This is a genomic window from Methylotenera mobilis 13, assembly GCF_000384255.1.
Classification (GTDB): Bacteria; Pseudomonadota; Gammaproteobacteria; order Burkholderiales; family Methylophilaceae; genus Methylotenera; species Methylotenera mobilis_B.
In genome coordinates, this window is record NZ_KB913035.1 from 956,830 (window position 1) to 976,422 (window position 19,593).

Consider the following 19,593-nt stretch of genomic DNA (forward strand, 5'->3'; position numbering starts at 1 on the left):
ATTCTATAAATGAAATTCGCTTTTATTATCTTTAAATATTTTCCTTATGGTGGTGTGCAGCGCGATATGTTACGTATCGCCCAAGATTGCATTGCACTAGGTCATGAAGTCACTGTTTTTACTGGGCAATGGCAGGGTGCGAAACCAGATAATCTAAAAGTCGTGGTATGCGAGAGTAAGGGTTGGTTAAATCATCAAAAGCATGAAAATTTGATTCAAAATATTCAACAAGAAATAAACGACAGCCATGTAGATTTAATCGTAGGGTTCAATCGAATGGCTGGTTTAGATGTGTATTTTGCAGCCGACTCTTGTTTTGTAGCCAAAGCTTATGATGAGCGGCCTTGGTGGTATCGCTACACACCTCGGTTTAAGTGGTTTCAACGGGCAGAGGATGCTATTTTTAATGTGAACGGACACTGTCATATTTTCACGCTGACGCAGGCTGAGCAATCCTTATTCCAACGTTGGTATTACACCCCCGATTCACGTTTTCACTTAATACCACCATTTTTATCACCACTGCGTTTTGGTATGCCTCGTGATGAGTACAGTGACGTGGATATGGACAAGCGTCAAGTATTGCGCTCTGATATGCGTGCAAGTTTTGGCTTTAAGGCTGAAGATCTGGTTTTATTATTAGTTGGCTCTGGCTTTAAAACTAAAGGCGCTGACCGTGCGGTGCTGTCCGTTCATGCCTTGCCTGTTGCGTTACGTCAGCAGGTGAAGCTGTTGATTATTGGACAAGATTCAGCGCAGCATTTGAACAAGCAAATTGCAGAGTTAGGGTTAGTGTCGCAAATTAAAGTGCTGGGTGGGCGTGATGATATTCCTCAGTTAATGCAAGCGAGTGATGTGATGATACATCCTGCAAGACGTGAGTTAGCTGGCCACGTGCTGTTAGAGGCGATGGCTTGTGGTTTGCCTGTTATTACTACCGACCAATGTGGTTATGCGTCTCATATTGAACAAGCAAAGGCTGGCGTTGTATTAAAGTCACCATTCTCACAGGATGCTCTTAACTCAGTTTTGCTTGATTTTCTGCAAGGACATCTTCAGGCTTACCAAAAGACTGGACGACGCTATGCGCAGCAACTTATGCAGCGTAATCCAGGGCAAGCGGAGGCGCGCATACTGACTAATATTGTAGATACCATGAAAACATCACCACTTAAAGTAGCGTCGGATAAGAACAATAAAGACCTTTTGTTATGGATTGCACCTGAGCATGATGCGCAATTAAAAGGCATGTCTTTTAATGATTTTATGGCGCTGAGTGGTTTTACGGTGCGCGCTGCTGCAAATCGTAAAACCATGCGAGTAGGTATTAAAGACCGCTCATACTTTGTTAAACAACATGGTGGCGTGGGTTGGAAAGAGCTCGTTAAAAACTATTTAAGTGCAAAGCGCCCTGTGATAGGTGCGATGACAGAAGTGCATGCGATACAAACGCTCACTACCTTAGGTATACGCACAACGCCAATGGCAGCCTATGGTGTAAGCGGACGGTGTGCAGCTACACAACAGTCATTCTTGCTCACTGAAGACTTAGGCGACATTGTTTCATTAGAAGACATATGTAAAACATGGGTGACGAACCCGCCTAGCCAAACAGAGCGCCAGACTATGTTGATTGCTGTTGCTAAGTTAGCCAAGCGTTTTCATAGTGCAGGTTTAAGTCATCGCGATTTCTATCTGTGTCATATTGCACTTCAGCGTAATGTAATCGTGACGGAAGATACTGAGTTTTATTTGTTAGATCTACATCGAGTGCTGCATCACCAGCCTGTTCATGGCAGTGCTGTGCGCAAAGACATTGCCGGTTTGATATTCTCATGCATGGATTACGGCTTTACTGCGCAGGACTGGGATATATTTAAGGCGCACTATTTGCCGCAGGATGCAAAGTTCTGGCAACAAGTTGATAAGCGTGCACACAAGTTATACGCCAGGTTTAACAGTGATAAGTTCCAGAAGCGAGTGAAAGCGGAGAGAGACGCTGTAGATTACTAAGCGGTTACTTAATCTTTAGGCGCATTCAATTTCTGCATCGCATGTCGCCTTGCTTTGTAGCGGTTATATTGCCATAAATACTGTTCTGGTTTTTGGGCGACTTGGTGCTCAATTGCTTGGTTTAATAAGGTAGGCGTGGCGATTGTATCTACTTTATTAAAATAGATATGATAGCCACTTCCGTTGCTGAGTCGTTCTCCGAACACCATCATTACCTTAGCGCCAGTTTTTTCTGCTAATTTACTTGCTAAAGTCATGGTGTAGGCGGGTTTGCCAAAGAAGTCAGCCCACTCGCCTTCGCCCTCAGCGGGGATTTGGTCAGGCAGTATGCCGATTGCTTCGCCGCGTTTAAGCGCCTGCATAAGCTTGCGTACACCGTTAGCATTTGCTTCAGCAAGCGTTACGCCAGTGCGTGATCTGCCTTTTACAATCAGATCCTGTAAAAATTTTAGCTTTGGTGGTCGATAAAGTACTGTCACAGGGTGCTTAGCGCCGTAGCAAATAGAGGTTATTTCAAAGCAACCTAGGTGAGGGGTTAAAAAGATAAGACCTTTACCCAATGATAATGCGGCTTCTACATCCTCCCAGCCGACAATTCCTTTGACTAAGCTAGATAGCTCGGACTCACTTTTCCCCCATATTGCTAGGGACTCTAATAATGACTTTCCTGTTTCTGTGATATTTGCATTAATCAGTTGTTTGATTGCATCTTCATTTTTACATAAACTACTTTGCTCAATATTACTGCGTTGTATACGTGCGCTTTTGGTGTTACAGAAATACAGTATCCAACCAAGTGCTTTTGCAATTTGGTGGATAAAAGGCAGTGGTAAAAAAGCTAAGAGTTTGCTAAAAAATATGAGCATATGGTTAATGTATTTAATCACCGAGCAGTAGTGATGGGGTTGGGGTGGCGAATAAAAGCTAAGCGCTATTATTACATGAAATTTGATATGATAATTTTCAACTAGAATTCATCATTCACAATTGCCATGAATAATCACATGAAAAAAGTAAACCTAGAAGTTATAATCATAGTGATGTCATCAATTGATGTTTGTTGTTTTCTTGAGTTGTAAAGTACAAAACGACACGTGAAGACCCATAATTAAACGTTTTGATGGTAAATTGATTTCGACGTGCGCTTGGATTGTAACTAACTTGTTTTAACTACTGAATTTAACGCTAAACTCCCAAAACTATCATCATTTAAGTCACTAGCTTGCAGCAAATTTTACTAAATAATTCAGAGCCTATCCTTGTTGATGAGACTGTTCGAACAGTCCCGCATCAGCGCATAGTGGTGCGTGGCGTCTGGAACGGGCAAGCAGTCTTTGCTAAAGTTTTTTATGGTGCACGTGCCAAGCAGCATTATTTACGAGACTTGTCTGGCGTTAATTATTTGGCAGCAGCAAATATTTTAACGCCATCCCTGCTACACAAAGACGAGTCTATTGTTGATGGTGCATTGGCCTATGTATTAATTTTTACCGCGATTGCTGACGCTGTGAATACAGAGCAGTTATTAGCTACATCAAGTCATCAGGGCAGATTTGATTTGGCGGTCAAATTGGTGAAGGTCGTAGCAAGCCATCACCAAGCTAATTTGCTACAAACGGATTTGTACCCAAAGAATTTTTTAGCTACAGCTGAGCATGTTTATACGATTGATGGAGATGGTATACGCCATTATGCAAAGTTGGATCAAAAAACTGCTTTGCAAAATCTGAGTTTATTATTATCGAAATTTGATGTTTTAGATATTGAATATTGGATCGACGATTTATTGGCTGTTTACGCACAAACTCGAGATTGGAAGACCTTTCCGCATCGAGCCACTGTGCCGGGGTTGGTTAATGCTTATCGTCAAAAAATTGCATCGATGTATGCTGATAAGAAAGTGTTTCGCCAATGTACCGATATCAATACTCATCAATATCGAAATAGCTTTATCGCTTGGGCTAGCGCTTATTCAAGTTTACCTATTCCTTCGGAAATCAAGCAACTCGATGCCTTAATTGCTAAGGCTAACTTGCTTAAAGACGGCAACACGTGTACGGTAGCGTTGGCTAAAATTGATGATACGGACGTGGTCGTTAAGCGCTATAACATCAAAAACGTGACCCATCGCTTAAGTCGAATGTTCCGCCAAACACGGGCTTCCATTTCTTGGGCAAATGCCTATCGGTTAAATTTTTTGGGGATTAATACCCCTAAACCTATCGCGTTGATAGAGCAGCGAGATTTTTACTTAAGAGGAAAAGCTTACTTTTTAAGTGAATATGTAGAGGCGCCAGATGTAGCGACCTATTTTGCACAGGCTCAAGACCCTGCGGTGAGTGATGAGGCTGTTAAAGAGATTGTCCAGTTGTTCTATCGCCTTTATTTGCTAAAACTATCTCATGGCGATATGAAGTTCAGTAACATCAAAATGTTGGGCACCCGTCCTATGTTGATAGATTTAGACAGTATGCAACAGCATCATTGCCAATATTTTGCATCAAAAGCCCATGCAAAAGACTTGCGGCGCTTTATGCGAAATTGGAAAGATGACACATCCCTGTATAATGCGTTCTTACAGGCTTTTAAAGTGGTTTATGTAGACCATTCACCGCTCAAAAAAGCGAAAATTTTAAGTGATTGAATTTTATTTACATGAAATTCGACAATAATTTAGTAGAGTTAACTCAATGATTGTATTAGGTTTATCAGGTGCATTAGGGCACGACGCTTCAGCGGCCATTTTGGTCGACGGTAAAATTATTGCAGCAGCGGAAGAAGAACGTTTTATTCGCGATAAGCATGCGAAAAATAAATTTCCGTATGAAGCTGCAAAATTTTGTATGAAGCAAGCTGGTATCAAACCAGAACAGGTTGATATCGTTGCTTTCCCCTATGCGGAAATTCCATTAAGTACGAGTGCGCGTTGGCATTACGCTAAACGTCACTGGTACGCGCCTGATCGCGCGCTTGATGCCATTTTTAACGGTAATCGTCGTTTCCGTCGTAATCGTGATAAATCATTAAAGTTAATGGCAGACTTAGGCTTAACTAACGCTAAGTTCGTGCCAGTTGAGCACCACTTGGCGCATGCTTCAAGTGCTTATCATTTGAGCGGTTTCAAAGAGAAAACAGCGATTGTTGGTATCGATGGTAAAGGTGAGTACGCGACCACATTCTTTGGCTATGGTGAAAATGGGAAGATCCATAAAATCAAAGAATTTTATGATCCTGACTCATTAGGTGGTATGTATGGTGCAATCACCGAGTATCTTGGATTTGAGATGCTAGATGGTGAGTTTAAAGTCATGGGCATGGCGCCTTATGGCGATGCAAGTAAATATGATTTATCTAAATTGGTGACGTTTGAGAACGGTGATTTACGTGTCAATACTGAATTAGTGAACGTGGTTGGTTTACGCCGCTATAAAGAAAATGGCAAGGGCTATTATTTCACACCTGAGTTGATTGAGTGGCTAGGTCCTAAGCGCCACGGCGATGAAATTGACGATCCTTATATTCACTATGCAGCTTCTGTGCAAGCATTGTTAGAAGATGTAGCACTAAAAATGATTGATTATTACCTCGGTGATATTATCAAGGAAACTGGCCGTATTGCGATGGCGGGTGGCGTTGCACTTAACGTGAAATTGAACCAACGCATTATTGCGATGCCTCATGTTAAAGAGCTATTTGTTCAACCTGCATCAGGTGATAACGGCACTTCCTTGGGAGCAGCTACCTATGCGGCGCACTTAGCTGGTGATTCAATTCAGAAAATGGAGCATGCTTACTTAGGGCCAGCTTTTACATCAGAAGAATGTGTCGCGGCATGTGAGGCACATCCGCAGAAGCCAGTCTTTACCCGCGTCGAGAATGCACCGCAAAAAGCTGCTGAATTGCTAGCGAGTGGTAACCCATTAGCATGGCTGCAAGGCCGTATGGAGTTCGGTCCACGTTCACTTGGTTGCCGTAGTATTTTAGGCGACCCAAGTTATCCTGGAGTGGCTGATAGAATCAACGCGCAAATTAAATATCGTGAGCGCTGGCGCCCATTCTGCCCAAGTATGCTGGATCGTGTTGCGTCTGATATTTTGCAGACTGAGCATCCTGCGCCTTATATGACGTTTACGTTTGATGTGGCGGAGCATTGGAAGTCACGCATTCCAGAAGTTGTGCATGAAGATGGTACTGCGAGAGCTCAAGTCGTTACAAGAGAAACTAACCCTCGCTACTATGAGTTGATAGAACATCTTGAGAAGTTACGTGGCGTGCCTGTGGTGCTAAACACTTCGTTAAATCGTCGTGGTGAGCCTATGATTTGTTCACCGACTGATGCGTTGAATATGTTTTATGGTTGCGACCTAGAGTATTTGATGATGGAAGATGTTTTAGTGACTAAAAAATGATTTGATGTAAATTAAAAGGTCTAAATTGACGTCAAACAAAAGCCGCTTATTAGCGGCTTTTGTTTGACGATATGCCTTAGTTTAGCGATAATCGGGGTTGATGTTTATCTTTACTTAGTAAGTCATTTTTATTATTAAGTTCCGCTAGTTAAGTCAGTTATCTGAGTAGAGTATCTAAAATTATGAAACAGTCCCATATAGAAGTTACTGAACGTATTATTGAGAAAAGCCGCCCAACGCGCACGGCCTATTTGAACCGTTTGGATGATATCGTTAATCGACCACGTGGTGCAGACCGTCTGGGTTGTGCAAACGTGGCACATGCTTTTGCTGCAATGCCAGCGAATGATAAATTGCGTGTGGTGGTAGAAAAAGCACCTAATATCGGTATTGTTACCGCCTATAACGAGATGCTTTCCGCGCATCAGCCTTATGTTAACTATCCTGATATTATTCGTGATGAAGCACATAAATACGGTGCAACTGTTCAAGTGGCTGGTGGCGTACCAGCGATGTGTGACGGCATTACCCAAGGTGAGCCAGGCATGGAGTTGTCGCTATTTAGCCGCGATACGATTGCGATGGGTACTGCGATTGCACTTTCACATGATGTGTTCGATGCGGCATTGTTATTAGGTATCTGCGATAAAATCGTGCCAGGTCTTTTGATTGGTGCGTTACAGTTTGGACATTTGCCTTGTGTATTTGTGCCAGCCGGTCCAATGAGCACTGGTATTGATAACACGACTAAATCTAAAGTACGTGAGCAGTATGCACAAGGTAAAGTCGGTCGTGAAGAGTTGCTTGCTTCAGAGTCGGCGGCGTATCATGGTGCTGGTACCTGTACGTTTTACGGTACTGCTAACAGCAACCAAATGTTGATGGAAGCCATGGGCTTGCATGTGCCTGGTGCTGCTTTTGTGCATCCTCACGAAGGATTGCGTGAGTTGCTCACGCGTGAATCTGTAAAAATGGTGTTAAATAACATCAAAAGTAAAAACTTCACGCCGATTGGCCGCATGGTGGATGAGCATGTGATTGTGAACGCAATGGTTGCTTTGTTGGCTACGGGCGGTTCTACTAATCATTTGATTCACTGGGTCGCTATTGCGCGCGCAGCAGGCATTATTATTGATTGGACTGATTTCTACCATTTAGCTAAAACAACGCCACTATTAGCGAGTGTTTATCCTAATGGTAAAGCAGACGTGAATGAATTCCAGTCTGCTGGCGGTCCAGCATTTGTGATTCGTGAATTGATCGAGGCTGGTTACATGTTCCCTGACGTATTAACCGTTGCGCACGGTGGTTTACGTGAGTACGGTAAATTGCCAGTGAAAGAAGAAAATAAAGTAGTTTGGAAAGATTTGCCAAAAGAAAGCAGTGATGAAACGATCGTGCGCACAGCGGCATTCCCATTCAGTGAGTCAGGTGGCTTGCGCTTACTTAAAGGTAATTTGGGTCGTAGTGTGATTAAAATCTCAGCAGTGCCTGAAGACCGTCACATCATTGAAGCACCAGCGATTGTATTTGATGCGCAGGAAGAGTTATTAGCCGCGTTTGACCGTGGTGAGCTCGAAAAAGACTTTATTGCAGTGGTGCGTTTCCAAGGCCCTAAAGCCAACGGTATGCCAGAACTACACAAGTTAACACCGCCGATGGCTGTGTTGCAAAACAAAGGGTTTAAAGTGGCTATTGTGACCGATGGCCGTATGAGTGGGGCATCAGGCAAGATTCCAGCAGCTATCCATTTAAGCCCTGAAGCCTCAGCAGGTGGTCCACTAGCTAAAGTGCGTGATGGCGATATTATTCGCCTCAATGCGACTGTAGGCATGGTGAACGTGCTGGTTGATGAAGATGAATGGGCAGAGCGTGAAGTTGCCGAGCTTTCTGATAGTAAGCGTCATAGCAACTCACACGGTTTTGGTCGTGAGTTATTTGGTGGTATGCGTAAAAACGTACTATCAGCCGAAGAAGGCGCAGTCACCTGGTTATAACCTTGCAAATCAAACGATAACGTTGTTGCATCTCGCTTGCCGTACTAGTTGTACTGTCTGCGCTCATGCGCCTAGTTATCCTTTGATTATCAAAGTTTTTGAACGCGTTTGGAAATATAATTAATTTTGAAACGGTTTCTAGTTTTGCAAAACTTTAAAACACTGGATTCATGCTTGCGCATGAGTCCAGTAAAAATAAATTAACATCATAGGTAGAAAAAATGAGTACATTAGATTTAGCTAATCACGGTCCAGTGATTCCAGTGATTGTGATTAACAGAGTAGAGGATGCTGTGCCAATGGCAGAAGCGCTACTTGAAGGTGGTATCAAAGTGTTAGAAGTAACGTTGCGTACCTCATGCGCATTAGCCGGTATGGAGCAAATTGCTAAACACGTACCTGATGCAATTTTAGGTTCAGGTACAGTACGTAACCTTAAAGATGCGCAAGCTTCTAAAGATGCTGGTTGTCAGTTTGCAGTTAGCCCAGGCTATACCAGTGAACTAGGTCAATACGCACGTAAAATCGGTTTGCCGTTATTGCCAGGCGTTTCTACTGGCTCAGAAATCATGATGGCAAATGCTGATGATTACTACTTCTTAAAACTATTCCCAGCAGTTGCTGTGGGTGGTATTAACTTGCTAAAAGGTTTTGCTGGTCCATTCGGCGATGTGAAATTCTGTCCTACAGGCGGTGTTACTGTTGAGAGCGCACCTCAATTCTTGGCGTTACCTAACGTAGTCGTTTGCGGCGGTACATGGTTAACGCCAGCCGATGCAGTTGCACGTGGCGATTGGGCACACATTACTAAGTTAGCCAAAGAGGCGAGTGCTATTAAAGCGGCTTAGGTGAGCAGTCTGAAATAGTGAGCTAAATTCACTAAACAGTTATATCAGAAAGCTATCATCGGGCTTTGTACTAAGTTTTAGTGCAAAGCCCTTTTTCATTAAGATTCAAAGTTTGGATAGAATTTGCAAATAGATATCAAAAAATATAAAACCATTGTATTTGATTGCGATGGCGTGGTGCTCGACTCTAACATAGTTAAAACTGAAGCCTATTTTAGAACAGCAAAGAGCTTGGGTGCTACCGACGCTCAAGCGCAGGCCTTAGTTGATTATCACGTGCGATTAGGGGGCATTTCTCGCTATCATAAGTTTGATTACTATCTGCGTGAAATAACGCATCAGCCCGTTACAAAAGAAGCCATTCAGATATTATTAGATGAATTCGCTCGAGAGCTTGAAGTGGTATTGATGGAGTGTCAAATAGCTGAAGGCTTAAGTGCATTGCGACAAGCTACACCAAAAGCGAGTTGGATGATACTATCAGGCGGAGATCAGCAAGAAATTCGCACCTTGTTTGCTAAGCGTGATTTGGCAAAGTATTTTGATGGTGGCTTGTTTGGTAGCCCTGATAACAAAGATACGGTGCTGGCACGTGAGAAAGAAAACGGCCATTTGCAGTTCCCTGCTCTGTTTATTGGAGATAGCAAGTATGACTTTGAAGCAGCAACACGTGCCGGATTAGATTTTGTATTCCTAAGTGACTGGACTGAGGTGGCCGATTGGCAAGCGTACTGCCAAATGCACCGAATTCATGTGGTGAAAAACTTATTAGCTTTAATGTAAGTAATTAGGCGAATCCTATTAGCTAAATCCTAATAGCCAAATCTAAGTGAGTTTAACTTACGCCTAGTCTGGCTTTGGCGCCTACTCAGCTTTGGGTAATGGGAATCACTTTTTTGATGACATCATTCGGCTTGATGTTTACAAGGCAGTTTAGGTGGCCGAGAGGGCACTCACGTTTGAAGCATGGACTACATGCTAAACCTAGATATTCAACTACTGCGTTTGGGTGCATCGGCGGTGTGTGGTGAGGGTCAGACGATCCGTAGATGGCAATCAGGTGCTTGTCTAATGCTGCGGCAACGTGCATCAGACCTGAATCGTTGCTGATGATGCTGTCGCACATGGCCATCAGGTCAATCGCTTCGCCAAGTTTGGTTTTTCCGCCAAAATCAGTACAGCGGTTTTGCGTTATCTGGTTGATAGCGGAGGTGACTGGAATGTCTTTTTCTGAACCAAATAGCCATACTTGCCAACCTTGATTTAACGCTTGATTCGCGACCTCTGCGTAGTGCTCAATCGGCCAGCGTTTTGCCTCGCCGAACTCCGCACCAGGGCATAAACCTAGTATCTTGCTTGTTGGCTCAGTCAAACCAATCTTATTTAATATCGATAAAGCATTAGTTTTACTATATTTCAGCGTCGGAATAGGTATTGGTGAAGTTAGCGTTTGCGCTCTGCTTAGACCTAAGTTTACAAAGCGCTCTACAGTTTTCTTTAGTTTGGTTTTGTCCAGAGGCCGAACATCATTAATAAGGCCATAACGCATTTCACCTAAATAACTCGTTCGCTGTTTAATATTGGCAGCCCAAGGGAGCAAGGCAGATTTGAGTGAGTTAGTTAAAACAATGGCTTGTGTGTAGCCTTGGTTTCTCAGTGATTTCCCAAATTTTATTCTATCAAAAAATGCTAGTTCACCATGCTTGAACGGTAGTGGAATCTTGCCGGAAACTTCAGGCATGCGTTCTAGTAAAGGCAGTGTCCAAGCAGGAGCTGCAACGTCGATTATGCAATCTGGGTGGTTGCTTTTTAGTACTTTAAACAAACTTTGCGCCATCACCATGTCGCCGACCCAAGCGGGGCCAAGTATTAGAATTTTGTTGGTTGTGTTTGTCATTAATGCGTTAGCGTTGATGCTGGTGTTCTGGTATTTTTACAGGAGAGTATTAACTATTCATTTTTTTAATGATGTTACTGGTACTACGGCCAGCGACTAAGTCGATTAGCGCGATTTCACCACCCCAGGACTCAACCTCTTTTCCACCCACTACTTGGTCTGCTGTGTAGTCACTTCCCTTTGCAATCACATGAGGTTTAACCGCATTAATTAAACTAAGCGGCGTATCTTCATCAAATAGGATAACTGCATCGACAGATTCTAACGCTGCCAGTACGCGCGCACGATCATTTTCATGCACAACTGGGCGGGTTGGTCCTTTAATCGCACTGACTGAGCGATCGGTATTTAATCCTAAAATTAGTTTATCGCCGCGTTTCTTTGCTGCTTCTAAATAGGTGACGTGGCCAGCATGTAACAAATCAAAGCAGCCATTGGTAAATACGATTTTTTGATTAGCTTTTTTCCAAGCATCTACTTTTTGCATAAGATGGGGTAAGTCACACACTTTATGCGCTTGCTCAGAAGATTGCTCACTGGCTAAAGCTTCAATTAAGTCATCGCGGCTAATGGGCACTGTGCCTACTTTACCTACAACAACGCCTGCAGCAATGTTGGCAAGTTGCAATGCTTCTAATGGGCTGAGTGCGTGTATGAGGCCTGCGGCAAGGGTGGCAATCACAGTGTCACCTGCGCCAGAAACATCAAACACTTGTTTGGCTGTGGCTGGTAATAAGTGGCTGCTGTCATCAATCAATGAAATACCCTCTTCACCACGTGTAACCACTAAAAAAGCTAGATCCAGCGTATTTTTGAGTGCTGTTGCTTTATCAATTAAGTTGGCATCATGGATAGAAACAGCGCAAGCCTCTGCGGTCTCTTTTTTGTTTGGTGTAAGCGCTGTGGCGCTTTTGTATTTGCTGTAATCATGCCCTTTAGGGTCAACCAGCGTGGTAATACCTTGTGCATTACACATTTCAATAATTTTCTGGCAAACGTCGGTGCTCAGTAAACCCTTGGCATAGTCAGACAAAATGACGACCGCGGGTTCAAGTGCAATTTCTTCAGCAATCGCATGTAATAGCTGCGAATTCTCGTTTGCACTGAATGTGGTGCTGTCTTCCTGATCTAAGCGCATCATTTGTTGATGCCCGCCTAAAATGCGGGTTTTGGCGACGGTCGGGCGTTGGTTTGAGCGAATGACGTGATTGATATTAATTTTTGTATCAATCATTAAATTTAGCAGAATATTAGCTTCATTATCTGCACCAACGCAGCCAATGATATGTGTTTTGATGCCAAGTAAGGATAAATTGGCGGCCACATTCGCGGCGCCACCAGCTCTATCTTGCTGTGACTTGATTAATACGACCGGAACTGGCGCTTCTGGAGAAATACGGTTTACTTCTCCCATTAAGTAACGATCTAGCATCACATCGCCAATCACTAGTGCATGCTGATTAAGATTACCGAATTGTTTAACAGTATCGAGAAGTGTTTGTTGGGTCATGGTGGATGAGATTATACATCTATCAATGTTATATTCGTTTTTGTCATTGCTACCAAAGCAGATGTTTGGTGTCTTCTAAGTACATAGGGATTTCAATGTAGGTTGTCATCCCTATGTTAAGTATTTTATTCAGACTCTAAAATCTCACAAAGTGAATGCCCAACAAAGATATGTGCTTCTTGAATGCGCGCAGTCACGCTAGATGGGATAACGATATTGTAAGTACATAGATTATTCAGTTTGCCGCCAGTACCACCAGTTAAGCCGACTGTTGTTGCGCCAATAGCGTTTGCAGCCTCTATGGCACTGACAACATTTGCGCTATTGCCACTTGTAGTAAGGCCAATTACCAAGTCTTCTGGGCGACACAGTGCTTCGATTTGCCGTGCAAAAATGTAGTCGTAGCCGTAATCGTTGCCAACCGAAGTGAGAATAGATGTATCAGTTGTTAACGCAATAGCAGGCATCCCTTTACGCTCTTTTTTAAATCGACCCACAATTTCAGCGGCAATATGTTGGCTATCTGCTGCACTGCCACCGTTACCCATTAGTAGAATTTTCCCACCATTTTTAATGGTGTTCTGCATGGCGATGCCTACATCGCTAATGAGTGGAAAAAGTGGCTCTAAGGCATTGAACATCGCCATATGTGCAGCGTGTTCGCCTTTGAGATAATCAACATACTTATTAGTCGTACTCATTAGCAGTATTTATCCTCTTGCGTTAAGTAATTTTGCACATAGTCACGTACGCCATCTTCTAGGCTGTGAAAAGGGTGAGTGTAACCTGCGCTTGCAAGTTTGCTCATGGCGGCCTCTGTGAAGTATTGATACTTGCCTTGTAAGTCTTGCGGCATATCGACAAAGGTAATATGTGGCTCACGATTCATGCTTTGCATGACATTGGTCGCCAAGTCTTTAAAGCTACGCGCTTTGCCAGTACCAATGTTGTAGATGCCATTGGGTACTGATTTCTTAGCCAGTGCAGACTCAAGGAAGTAGTTTACAACGGCAGCAGCGTCTTTGACATAAACAAAGTCACGCATCTGCATGCCGTCTTCAACCCCTGCTTTTGTGCCTTTAAATAACTTCATCGTGCCAGTTTCGCTGAACTGATTGAAAGTGTGGAATGCTACGCTTGCCATCCGTTCTTTGTGGTACTCATTTGGACCATACACGTTAAAGAACTTAAAACCTGCCCAATTAGGCGGTGTCGGTAACTTTTTGTTAACCTGACGCAATGCCCACTGGTCGAAAAAGTGTTTTGAATAGCCATAGCCATTCAGTGGGCGAAGGTTCTCTATACTTGCATCGTCATAACCCAAATTACCATCACCATAAGTGGCAGCTGAGCTTGCATAGAAAAACGGTACTTGATGATTTGCACACCAAGTCCATAGATTTTGTGAGTATTGAATATTGGTTTCAACTAGTTTGTTGAAGTCGCGCTCAGTGGTGGCGCTGATAGCCCCCATATGAATCACTGCTTCAATATCCGTGCGACCTTTACTGTCCGCACCCTCAAGCCAAGACATGAGCTGGTCTTTATCTAAATAATGCGCGTATTGGCGATGTGTAAGGTTTTGCCACTGCTCTTCATGCGTGATGCGGTCGACAATCACGATATCATCACGGTTAAGCTTGGTGTTGAGATGCCATGCGATGATAGAGCCTATCATGCCGGCGCCGCCAGTAATTACAATCATGGATTAATACCTAATTCATTAATGCACTGCTAAAAATTAAGCAGCATCAGTAAAATTATAAAGCATTGAGTATAACGCTTATTGATTATTGGCTAAACTTTCTGCCCTTAATTTCGTCAGTTCAGCATCTTTTTTAGCCATATTCGCATCCCACTCAGTGCTCACCCAGCCTTGCAGGTTCTCTAGAGCAATGGTTGTCATGGCGTGTATCCAAGCATCGTTCTCATTGAGCGCCGGAACGTAGTGATATTCTCCGCCGCCGTTGCTTTGGAATATATGTTTACCTTCTATGGCAATTTCTTCTAGTGTTTCTAGGCAGTCGCTAGAAAAGCCAGGACAAATGACATCAATACGATTTACTTTTGCTTTACCCAAAGACTCCAACATATTTGCTAAGTAAGGTTTTAGCCATTCTTGCTTACCGAAGCGAGATTGAAATGCGATGGCATATTCATCCTTATTTAACCCAAGGGCCTCTGCTAATAATCGCCCAGTTTTGTGGCATTCGCAGTGGTACATATCCCCTTTAAGTAGATGGAATTTGGGTACACCATGAAAGCTCATGATTAATTTGCTGGGCTTGCCATTGATGCGCCAATGCTCGCGCACGCTTTGTGCTAATGCTTCAATATAAGCCGGGTGGTCGTGATAGTGTTTAATGGTGCGAATCGCTGGCACATTACGTGTTTTGAGTAGTGTGCGCCAAACTGCATCTAATGCACTTGCTGTGCTGCTTGCAGCATATTGTGGATATAAAGGGAACACTAATATACGGTCACAATGTTGCGCTTTTAGTTTTTCAATTGCACCTGCCATCGAGGGGTTGCCGTAACTCATACCCAACTCTACTGTGAACGGGGAGTTGATTTTTTGTGCCAGAAATCCACGTAGCAACAGTGTTTGTTTTTTTGCATGAACCATTAAAGGTGAACCCTCACTAGACCATACACTAGCGTATTTTTCAGCTGATTTTTTGGGGCGAATCACTAAGATAATGCCATTTAAAATAAGCCACCAAATCAGCCTTGGAATTTCTACGATACGGCGATCGCTTAGAAATTGACGTAAATAAGGTCGTAATGCTTTTGCCGTAGGCGCATCTGGCGTGCCTAAGTTTGCAAGTAGGATACCTACTTTGAGCTGGTCTCCATGGTCGTACTTTGGTTCTGGGTTGTAATATGACATGTTATCAATCTATTTATAATGGATTTAGTATCAACTTCTTAAGTAGAGGCTGTTTTGATTGTTTACTGAGAAGAGAGTGCATTTGACAATAACTTTGCAGTGACATCGACAATAGGAATCACTCTTTCGTACGCCATGCGGGTTGGGCCAATCACGCCTAGTGTACCTACGACTTGCCCATCTGCTTCATAGGGTGCGGTAATCATGCTGCACTCGTCCAGAGGTAAGTAACCACTTTCGCCGCCGATAAAGATCTGTATGCCTTCTGCACGTTGGCTATTGTCTAATAACTGCATCAGGCTAGTGCGGCGTTCAAAAATCTCAAACAACTTGCGCAAGCTTGTCACATTGGTAGATAAGTCGTCCACTTGCAATAGATTGCGTTCACCTGCAATCACTACGCCATCATCATCTGTCTTCTTGCTGCTTGCTTCGAGTGCAGCGGTCATCAGTTGGTTCATGTCATTCTGCATTTGCTTAAGTTCAGCATGTAGTTTTTGCTTAACTTCCTCGAATGTATGACCAGAAAAGTGTGCGTTAAAGTAATTGCCTGCTTGTGTCAGCTCACTTGCACTAAAAGGTTTTTCAGTGAGGATAATGCGATTTTGTACATTTCCATCACTGGTCACAATGATGACCAATATTCTTTTGTCTGAAAGTGTCAAAAACTCCAAGTGCTTAAATGCAATTCGTTTGCGTTTTGGTGTCATGACGACGCCTGCAAACTGAGTCAGTTGAGATAGCATGTCTGCTGCATTTGCAATCAGCTCGCTAGGGTTGGGTGAGGATAGGCCACTTTTAAGTTGTTGCAGAACAATTGAGTCTAGAGGTTTTACCGTCAGGAGAGAGTCTACAAATAAGCGATAACCTTTTTGTGTCGGTATGCGACCTGCTGAGGTGTGTGGGCTGGCAATAAATCCAAGCTGCTCTAAATCACTCATTACATTGCGAATAGTCGCAGGGCTGACATCTAAGCCAGAATGTTGCAGTAGGGTGCGAGAGCCAATAGGTTGACCATCACTAATATAATGTTCAACTAAGGTTTTAAGTAAAATTTGCGAGCGTTTATCCACAACTCAAATTATCAGGTAGTTAGCTTAATTAGGCAATCTTATTAAATTGTTCAGGCTATTTCTTTTATAGGAAATAGGCGTTTTTAAAATATAAAATCTATCACGCCAGTATCAGTTTTAGTCTGTAAGTGAATGAATGGCAGTCATCTTGAGATGTTTTGGATAAATTCATGACTTAATACACTTTTTGTAAATATATTTTGTATCTAGCTTTGCTAAGATTTCCTGACTATGTTTTAATTCTGCCGTGCAGACAAACTTTAAAAAAATAGCGCTTATCGGCAAATATATGAACGTATCGGCTTTACAGTTGATGCGGAGTGATTTGGCTGATTTAGCACAGCATTTAGCCGCCAAAAACCACGAAGTCTGGATTGAGGCCAATACAGCACATCATGCTCAACTTACTGAATATAACACCTTAACCTTGGATGAAATTGGTCAAGCAACTGACCTTGCGATTGTCATGGGTGGTGATGGCACTATGCTCAGTGTAGCTCGAAGTCTAATTGATACGGAAGTTCCACTGGTCGGTATCAATCGTGGTCGCTTTGGGTTCTTAACTGACTTGCGTGCAGAAGATATGCTGGTTGAAATAGATCGCATGCTTGCAGGTGATTTCATCAAAGAACCTCGCATGTTGCTTTCTACGGACGTGGTAAGAGATGGTCAGATTGTTTACAGTAGTCATGCACTTAATGATGTAGTGATTAAAAGCGGCTTGCGTTTAATTGAGCTGGAAATCGAAATAGACAATAAGTTTGTTTATAAACAGCGCAGCGATGGTTTAATTATAAGCACGCCAACAGGCGCAACTGCATACGCACTGTCGGCAGGTGGCCCAATTTTACACCCCAATTTAGAGGCAATTTCACTGGTGCCAATTTGCCCGCATACATTGAGTAACAGACCAATTGCAGTGAATAGTGCCAGCAATATCGTGGTGACTGTCGTGCAGTTTGATGAAGCGCAAATAAGTTTTGATGGACAGTTCCAGCTAGGCTTGGAAATTGGCGATAAAGTGATGGTGCGGCGTGCGGAAAAAACAATCTCGCTACTACACCCAATAGAGTATTGTTATTTTGACATGCTCAGAAATAAGCTTAACTGGGGTTGATACAACAGCAACTTTTAAAAGTCGCTGTTGCTGCTTGTATTCATGCCGTTTTTCTTCTGGTAGGTGACTAAGTTTTTACATTCGATATAGGCGAAAACTAAACTATTTTAATTGTATTAATGCTAGCCAATATTGCTTAAAGCCTTGTCATTTCGATATGGCTATAAAATGGATTAATTGAATTATGCTACACACGCTTTCAATTCGAGATTTTGTCATTGTTGATCGGCTTGATCTTGATTTTCAATCCGGATTTACCGTGCTGACAGGTGAAACCGGAGCAGGTAAATCTATTTTAATCGATGCGCTATCCCTTGCATTGGGTGCGCGTGGCGAAGGTGGTGTTACTCGAATTGGCTGTGATAAAGCTGAAATTAGTGCAAGTTTTTCATTGCAAAATAACGATGATGCTTTAACTTGGTTGGCTGCGCAGGAAATTGCCCACGATGAGCCTGAGTTGTTACTGAGGCGTGTCATTTATGCTGATGGACGTTCGCGCGCTTTTATTAACGGCACTTCAGCAACGATGCAGCAACTCAAAGAGTTGGGTGAGTTTTTAGTTGATATCTACAGCCAAAATGCCCATCATTCTTTACTCAAGCCTGCAACGCAACGCCAAATTCTAGATGAGTTTGGCGGCTTGTTTGATGTAGCCACTCAAGTTGCTGAGCAATATAAGCTTTGGCACCGCTTACACGTCACGCGCTTGGCACTGGAAAAGAACGCAGAAGCGTATGCGGATGAATTAGCGCTATTGCGAGATAACGTGCGTGAGTTGACTGCATTAGCATTTAATGCGGAAGAGTGGGCTGCGCTCCAGCATGAGCATATGCTTCTTTCAAATGGCGCTAGCTTAATTGCTAGTGGAGAAGCTTGTGTAGAGTTACTCAGTGAAGGTGAGTTGTCAGCGTTAAGCTTGTTAGCGCAAGTGCAGCATCATCTGCAAAGCATGCATACCTACGATGCTAGTCTGGGTGAGGTCACCGAGTCTGTTGATTCGGGCATGATTCAGCTGCAGGAAGCTAGCAGGTCTTTAAATCGATATATTCAGCGTACGGAGTTAGATCCTGCGCGTTTGAGTGAGGTGGATGCGAGAATTCAATCGATTCACTCCGCGGCACGTAAGTATCGGTCTCGCGTAGAAGATCTACCAGCTCTACTGGAAAGCTGGCAAGCTAGAATGTTAGAGTTGTCTGGTATTGCGGATGACGGTGCGCTTGCGGAGCAGGAGGCCGCGGCATTTGATGCGTATAAAAAACAGGCTGAGAAACTAAGTGCAGGTAGAAAAGATGCTGCATTAACCTTGCATCAAAAAATTACAGCAGAGATGCAGCGCTTATCCTTAAGCGGAGGGCAATTTTGGGTGGAGTTGGCGCCAGTCGCACCAAGTGTTAATGGTTTAGAGCAGGTCGAATTTTTAGTGGCTGGACATGCCGGCGTCGCGCCACGTCCCTTAAGTAAAGTGGCTTCAGGTGGCGAGTTGTCTAGAATTAGTCTGGCGATTCGTGTGGTGACTGCGCAGCAGGGTAGTGTGCCAACCATGATTTTTGATGAAGTCGATGTTGGTATTGGCGGCGGAGTGGCTGAGGTGGTTGGTAATTTGCTCAAGCAATTAGGTGAGCAACGTCAAGCGTTAGTGATTACACACTTGCCACAAGTTGCAGCACTTGGTAAGCACCATTTGCGTGTAAGTAAATCTCAGGAAAATGGTCAAACTTTGAGCACTATTAATTCGCTGAGTGCTGCTGACCGCATAGAGGAAATTGCGCGAATGTTAGGCGGGATTGAAATTACCGAAACAACAAGAGAGCATGCGAAGGAGATGTTGTTAAGGTAATT

General features: G+C 43.3%; 15 protein-coding genes. 8 read left to right on the forward strand and 7 right to left on the reverse strand.

Translation table 11 applies throughout. The features are described from left to right. Nucleotides 1–9 precede the first annotated feature (9 nt). Complete coding sequence (gene rfaP / locus A391_RS0104650) at nt 10–2,013, forward strand: lipopolysaccharide core heptose(I) kinase RfaP (protein ID WP_019897688.1); 2,004 nt, start codon at nt 10–12, stop codon at nt 2,011–2,013. An 8-nt stretch (nt 2,014–2,021) separates the two neighbouring features. Here the strand turns inward: rfaP and A391_RS0104655 are convergent, their stop codons facing one another. Continuing rightward, nucleotides 2,022–2,900 carry a lysophospholipid acyltransferase family protein gene (locus A391_RS0104655; protein WP_081621915.1) on the reverse strand — a complete coding sequence of 293 codons (879 nt, stop codon included), beginning with the start codon at nt 2,898–2,900 and terminating at the stop codon, nt 2,022–2,024. 335 nt (nt 2,901–3,235) lie between these two features. Between A391_RS0104655 and A391_RS13725 the strand changes: the two genes are divergently transcribed. The 5 genes from A391_RS13725 to A391_RS0104680 all read left to right on the forward strand — a co-directional run bounded on the left by A391_RS13725 (nt 3,236) and on the right by A391_RS0104680 (nt 10,050). Continuing rightward, complete coding sequence (locus tag A391_RS13725; protein ID WP_019897691.1) at nt 3,236–4,657, forward strand: lipopolysaccharide kinase InaA family protein; 1,422 nt, start codon at nt 3,236–3,238, stop codon at nt 4,655–4,657. A gap of 46 nt (nt 4,658–4,703) precedes the next feature. Beyond that, nucleotides 4,704–6,422, forward strand: a complete 1,719-nt coding sequence (locus A391_RS0104665; protein ID WP_019897693.1) for a carbamoyltransferase family protein — start codon at nt 4,704–4,706, stop codon at nt 6,420–6,422. A 182-nt stretch (nt 6,423–6,604) separates the two neighbouring features. Then, on the forward strand, nt 6,605–8,419 hold the full coding sequence (edd, locus tag A391_RS0104670; protein ID WP_019897695.1) for a phosphogluconate dehydratase: 1,815 nt from the start codon (nt 6,605–6,607) through the stop codon (nt 8,417–8,419). A gap of 221 nt (nt 8,420–8,640) precedes the next feature. Further along, a complete protein-coding gene (eda, locus tag A391_RS0104675) occupies nt 8,641–9,267 on the forward strand; it encodes a bifunctional 4-hydroxy-2-oxoglutarate aldolase/2-dehydro-3-deoxy-phosphogluconate aldolase (RefSeq protein WP_015832665.1) in 627 nt (208 codons plus the stop codon). Between the two features lie 123 nt (nt 9,268–9,390). Then, on the forward strand, nt 9,391–10,050 hold the full coding sequence (locus tag A391_RS0104680) for an HAD family hydrolase (RefSeq protein ID WP_019897697.1): 660 nt from the start codon (nt 9,391–9,393) through the stop codon (nt 10,048–10,050). 85 nt (nt 10,051–10,135) lie between these two features. On the opposite strand, the gene waaF is transcribed toward A391_RS0104680, so the two are convergent. The 6 genes from waaF to hrcA all read right to left on the reverse strand — a co-directional run bounded on the left by waaF (nt 10,136) and on the right by hrcA (nt 16,637). Further along, nucleotides 10,136–11,164: a lipopolysaccharide heptosyltransferase II gene (gene waaF, locus A391_RS0104685; protein ID WP_019897699.1), complete on the reverse strand. Its 1,029-nt coding sequence runs from the start codon at nt 11,162–11,164 to the stop codon at nt 10,136–10,138. Between the two features lie 49 nt (nt 11,165–11,213). After that, a complete protein-coding gene (gene rfaE1 / locus A391_RS0104690) occupies nt 11,214–12,674 on the reverse strand; it encodes a D-glycero-beta-D-manno-heptose-7-phosphate kinase (protein WP_019897701.1) in 1,461 nt (486 codons plus the stop codon). Between the two features lie 125 nt (nt 12,675–12,799). Next, nucleotides 12,800–13,375, reverse strand: coding sequence for an SIS domain-containing protein (locus A391_RS0104695; protein WP_019897703.1), 576 nt, complete (start codon nt 13,373–13,375; stop codon nt 12,800–12,802). Beyond that, on the reverse strand, nt 13,375–14,379 hold the full coding sequence (rfaD, locus tag A391_RS0104700; RefSeq protein ID WP_019897705.1) for an ADP-glyceromanno-heptose 6-epimerase: 1,005 nt from the start codon (nt 14,377–14,379) through the stop codon (nt 13,375–13,377). Before rfaD ends, A391_RS0104695 begins: the two co-directional genes overlap by 1 nt. A gap of 78 nt (nt 14,380–14,457) precedes the next feature. Then, nucleotides 14,458–15,564, reverse strand: coding sequence for a ferrochelatase (gene hemH / locus A391_RS0104705; protein WP_019897707.1), 1,107 nt, complete (start codon nt 15,562–15,564; stop codon nt 14,458–14,460). 62 nt (nt 15,565–15,626) lie between these two features. Continuing rightward, a complete protein-coding gene (hrcA, locus tag A391_RS0104710; protein WP_019897708.1) occupies nt 15,627–16,637 on the reverse strand; it encodes a heat-inducible transcriptional repressor HrcA in 1,011 nt (336 codons plus the stop codon). Between the two features lie 247 nt (nt 16,638–16,884). On the opposite strand from hrcA, the gene A391_RS0104715 reads away from it, so the two are divergent. Then, nucleotides 16,885–17,754 carry an NAD kinase gene (locus tag A391_RS0104715; RefSeq protein WP_081621916.1) on the forward strand — a complete coding sequence of 290 codons (870 nt, stop codon included), beginning with the start codon at nt 16,885–16,887 and terminating at the stop codon, nt 17,752–17,754. 184 nt (nt 17,755–17,938) lie between these two features. After that, nucleotides 17,939–19,591 carry a DNA repair protein RecN gene (gene recN / locus A391_RS0104720; protein ID WP_019897710.1) on the forward strand — a complete coding sequence of 551 codons (1,653 nt, stop codon included), beginning with the start codon at nt 17,939–17,941 and terminating at the stop codon, nt 19,589–19,591. The last annotated feature ends 2 nt before the right edge of the window (nt 19,592–19,593 follow it).

Excerpts from the sequence above, each read along its gene's own strand:
- rfaP (WP_019897688.1), top strand. The coding sequence starts at position 10 with ATGAAATTCGCTTTTATTATCTTTAAATATTTTCCTTATGGTGGTGTG.
- hemH (WP_019897707.1), bottom strand. The coding sequence starts at position 15,564 with ATGTCATATTACAACCCAGAACCAAAGTACGACCATGGAGACCAGCTC.
- A391_RS0104665 (WP_019897693.1), top strand. The coding sequence starts at position 4,704 with ATGATTGTATTAGGTTTATCAGGTGCATTAGGGCACGACGCTTCAGCG.
- edd (WP_019897695.1), top strand. The coding sequence starts at position 6,605 with ATGAAACAGTCCCATATAGAAGTTACTGAACGTATTATTGAGAAAAGC.
- recN (WP_019897710.1), top strand. The coding sequence starts at position 17,939 with ATGCTACACACGCTTTCAATTCGAGATTTTGTCATTGTTGATCGGCTT.
- A391_RS0104695 (WP_019897703.1), bottom strand. The coding sequence starts at position 13,375 with ATGAGTACGACTAATAAGTATGTTGATTATCTCAAAGGCGAACACGCT.
- rfaE1 (WP_019897701.1), bottom strand. The coding sequence starts at position 12,674 with ATGACCCAACAAACACTTCTCGATACTGTTAAACAATTCGGTAATCTT.
- rfaD (WP_019897705.1), bottom strand. The coding sequence starts at position 14,379 with ATGATTGTAATTACTGGCGGCGCCGGCATGATAGGCTCTATCATCGCA.
- waaF (WP_019897699.1), bottom strand. The coding sequence starts at position 11,164 with ATGACAAACACAACCAACAAAATTCTAATACTTGGCCCCGCTTGGGTC.
- eda (WP_015832665.1), top strand. The coding sequence starts at position 8,641 with ATGAGTACATTAGATTTAGCTAATCACGGTCCAGTGATTCCAGTGATT.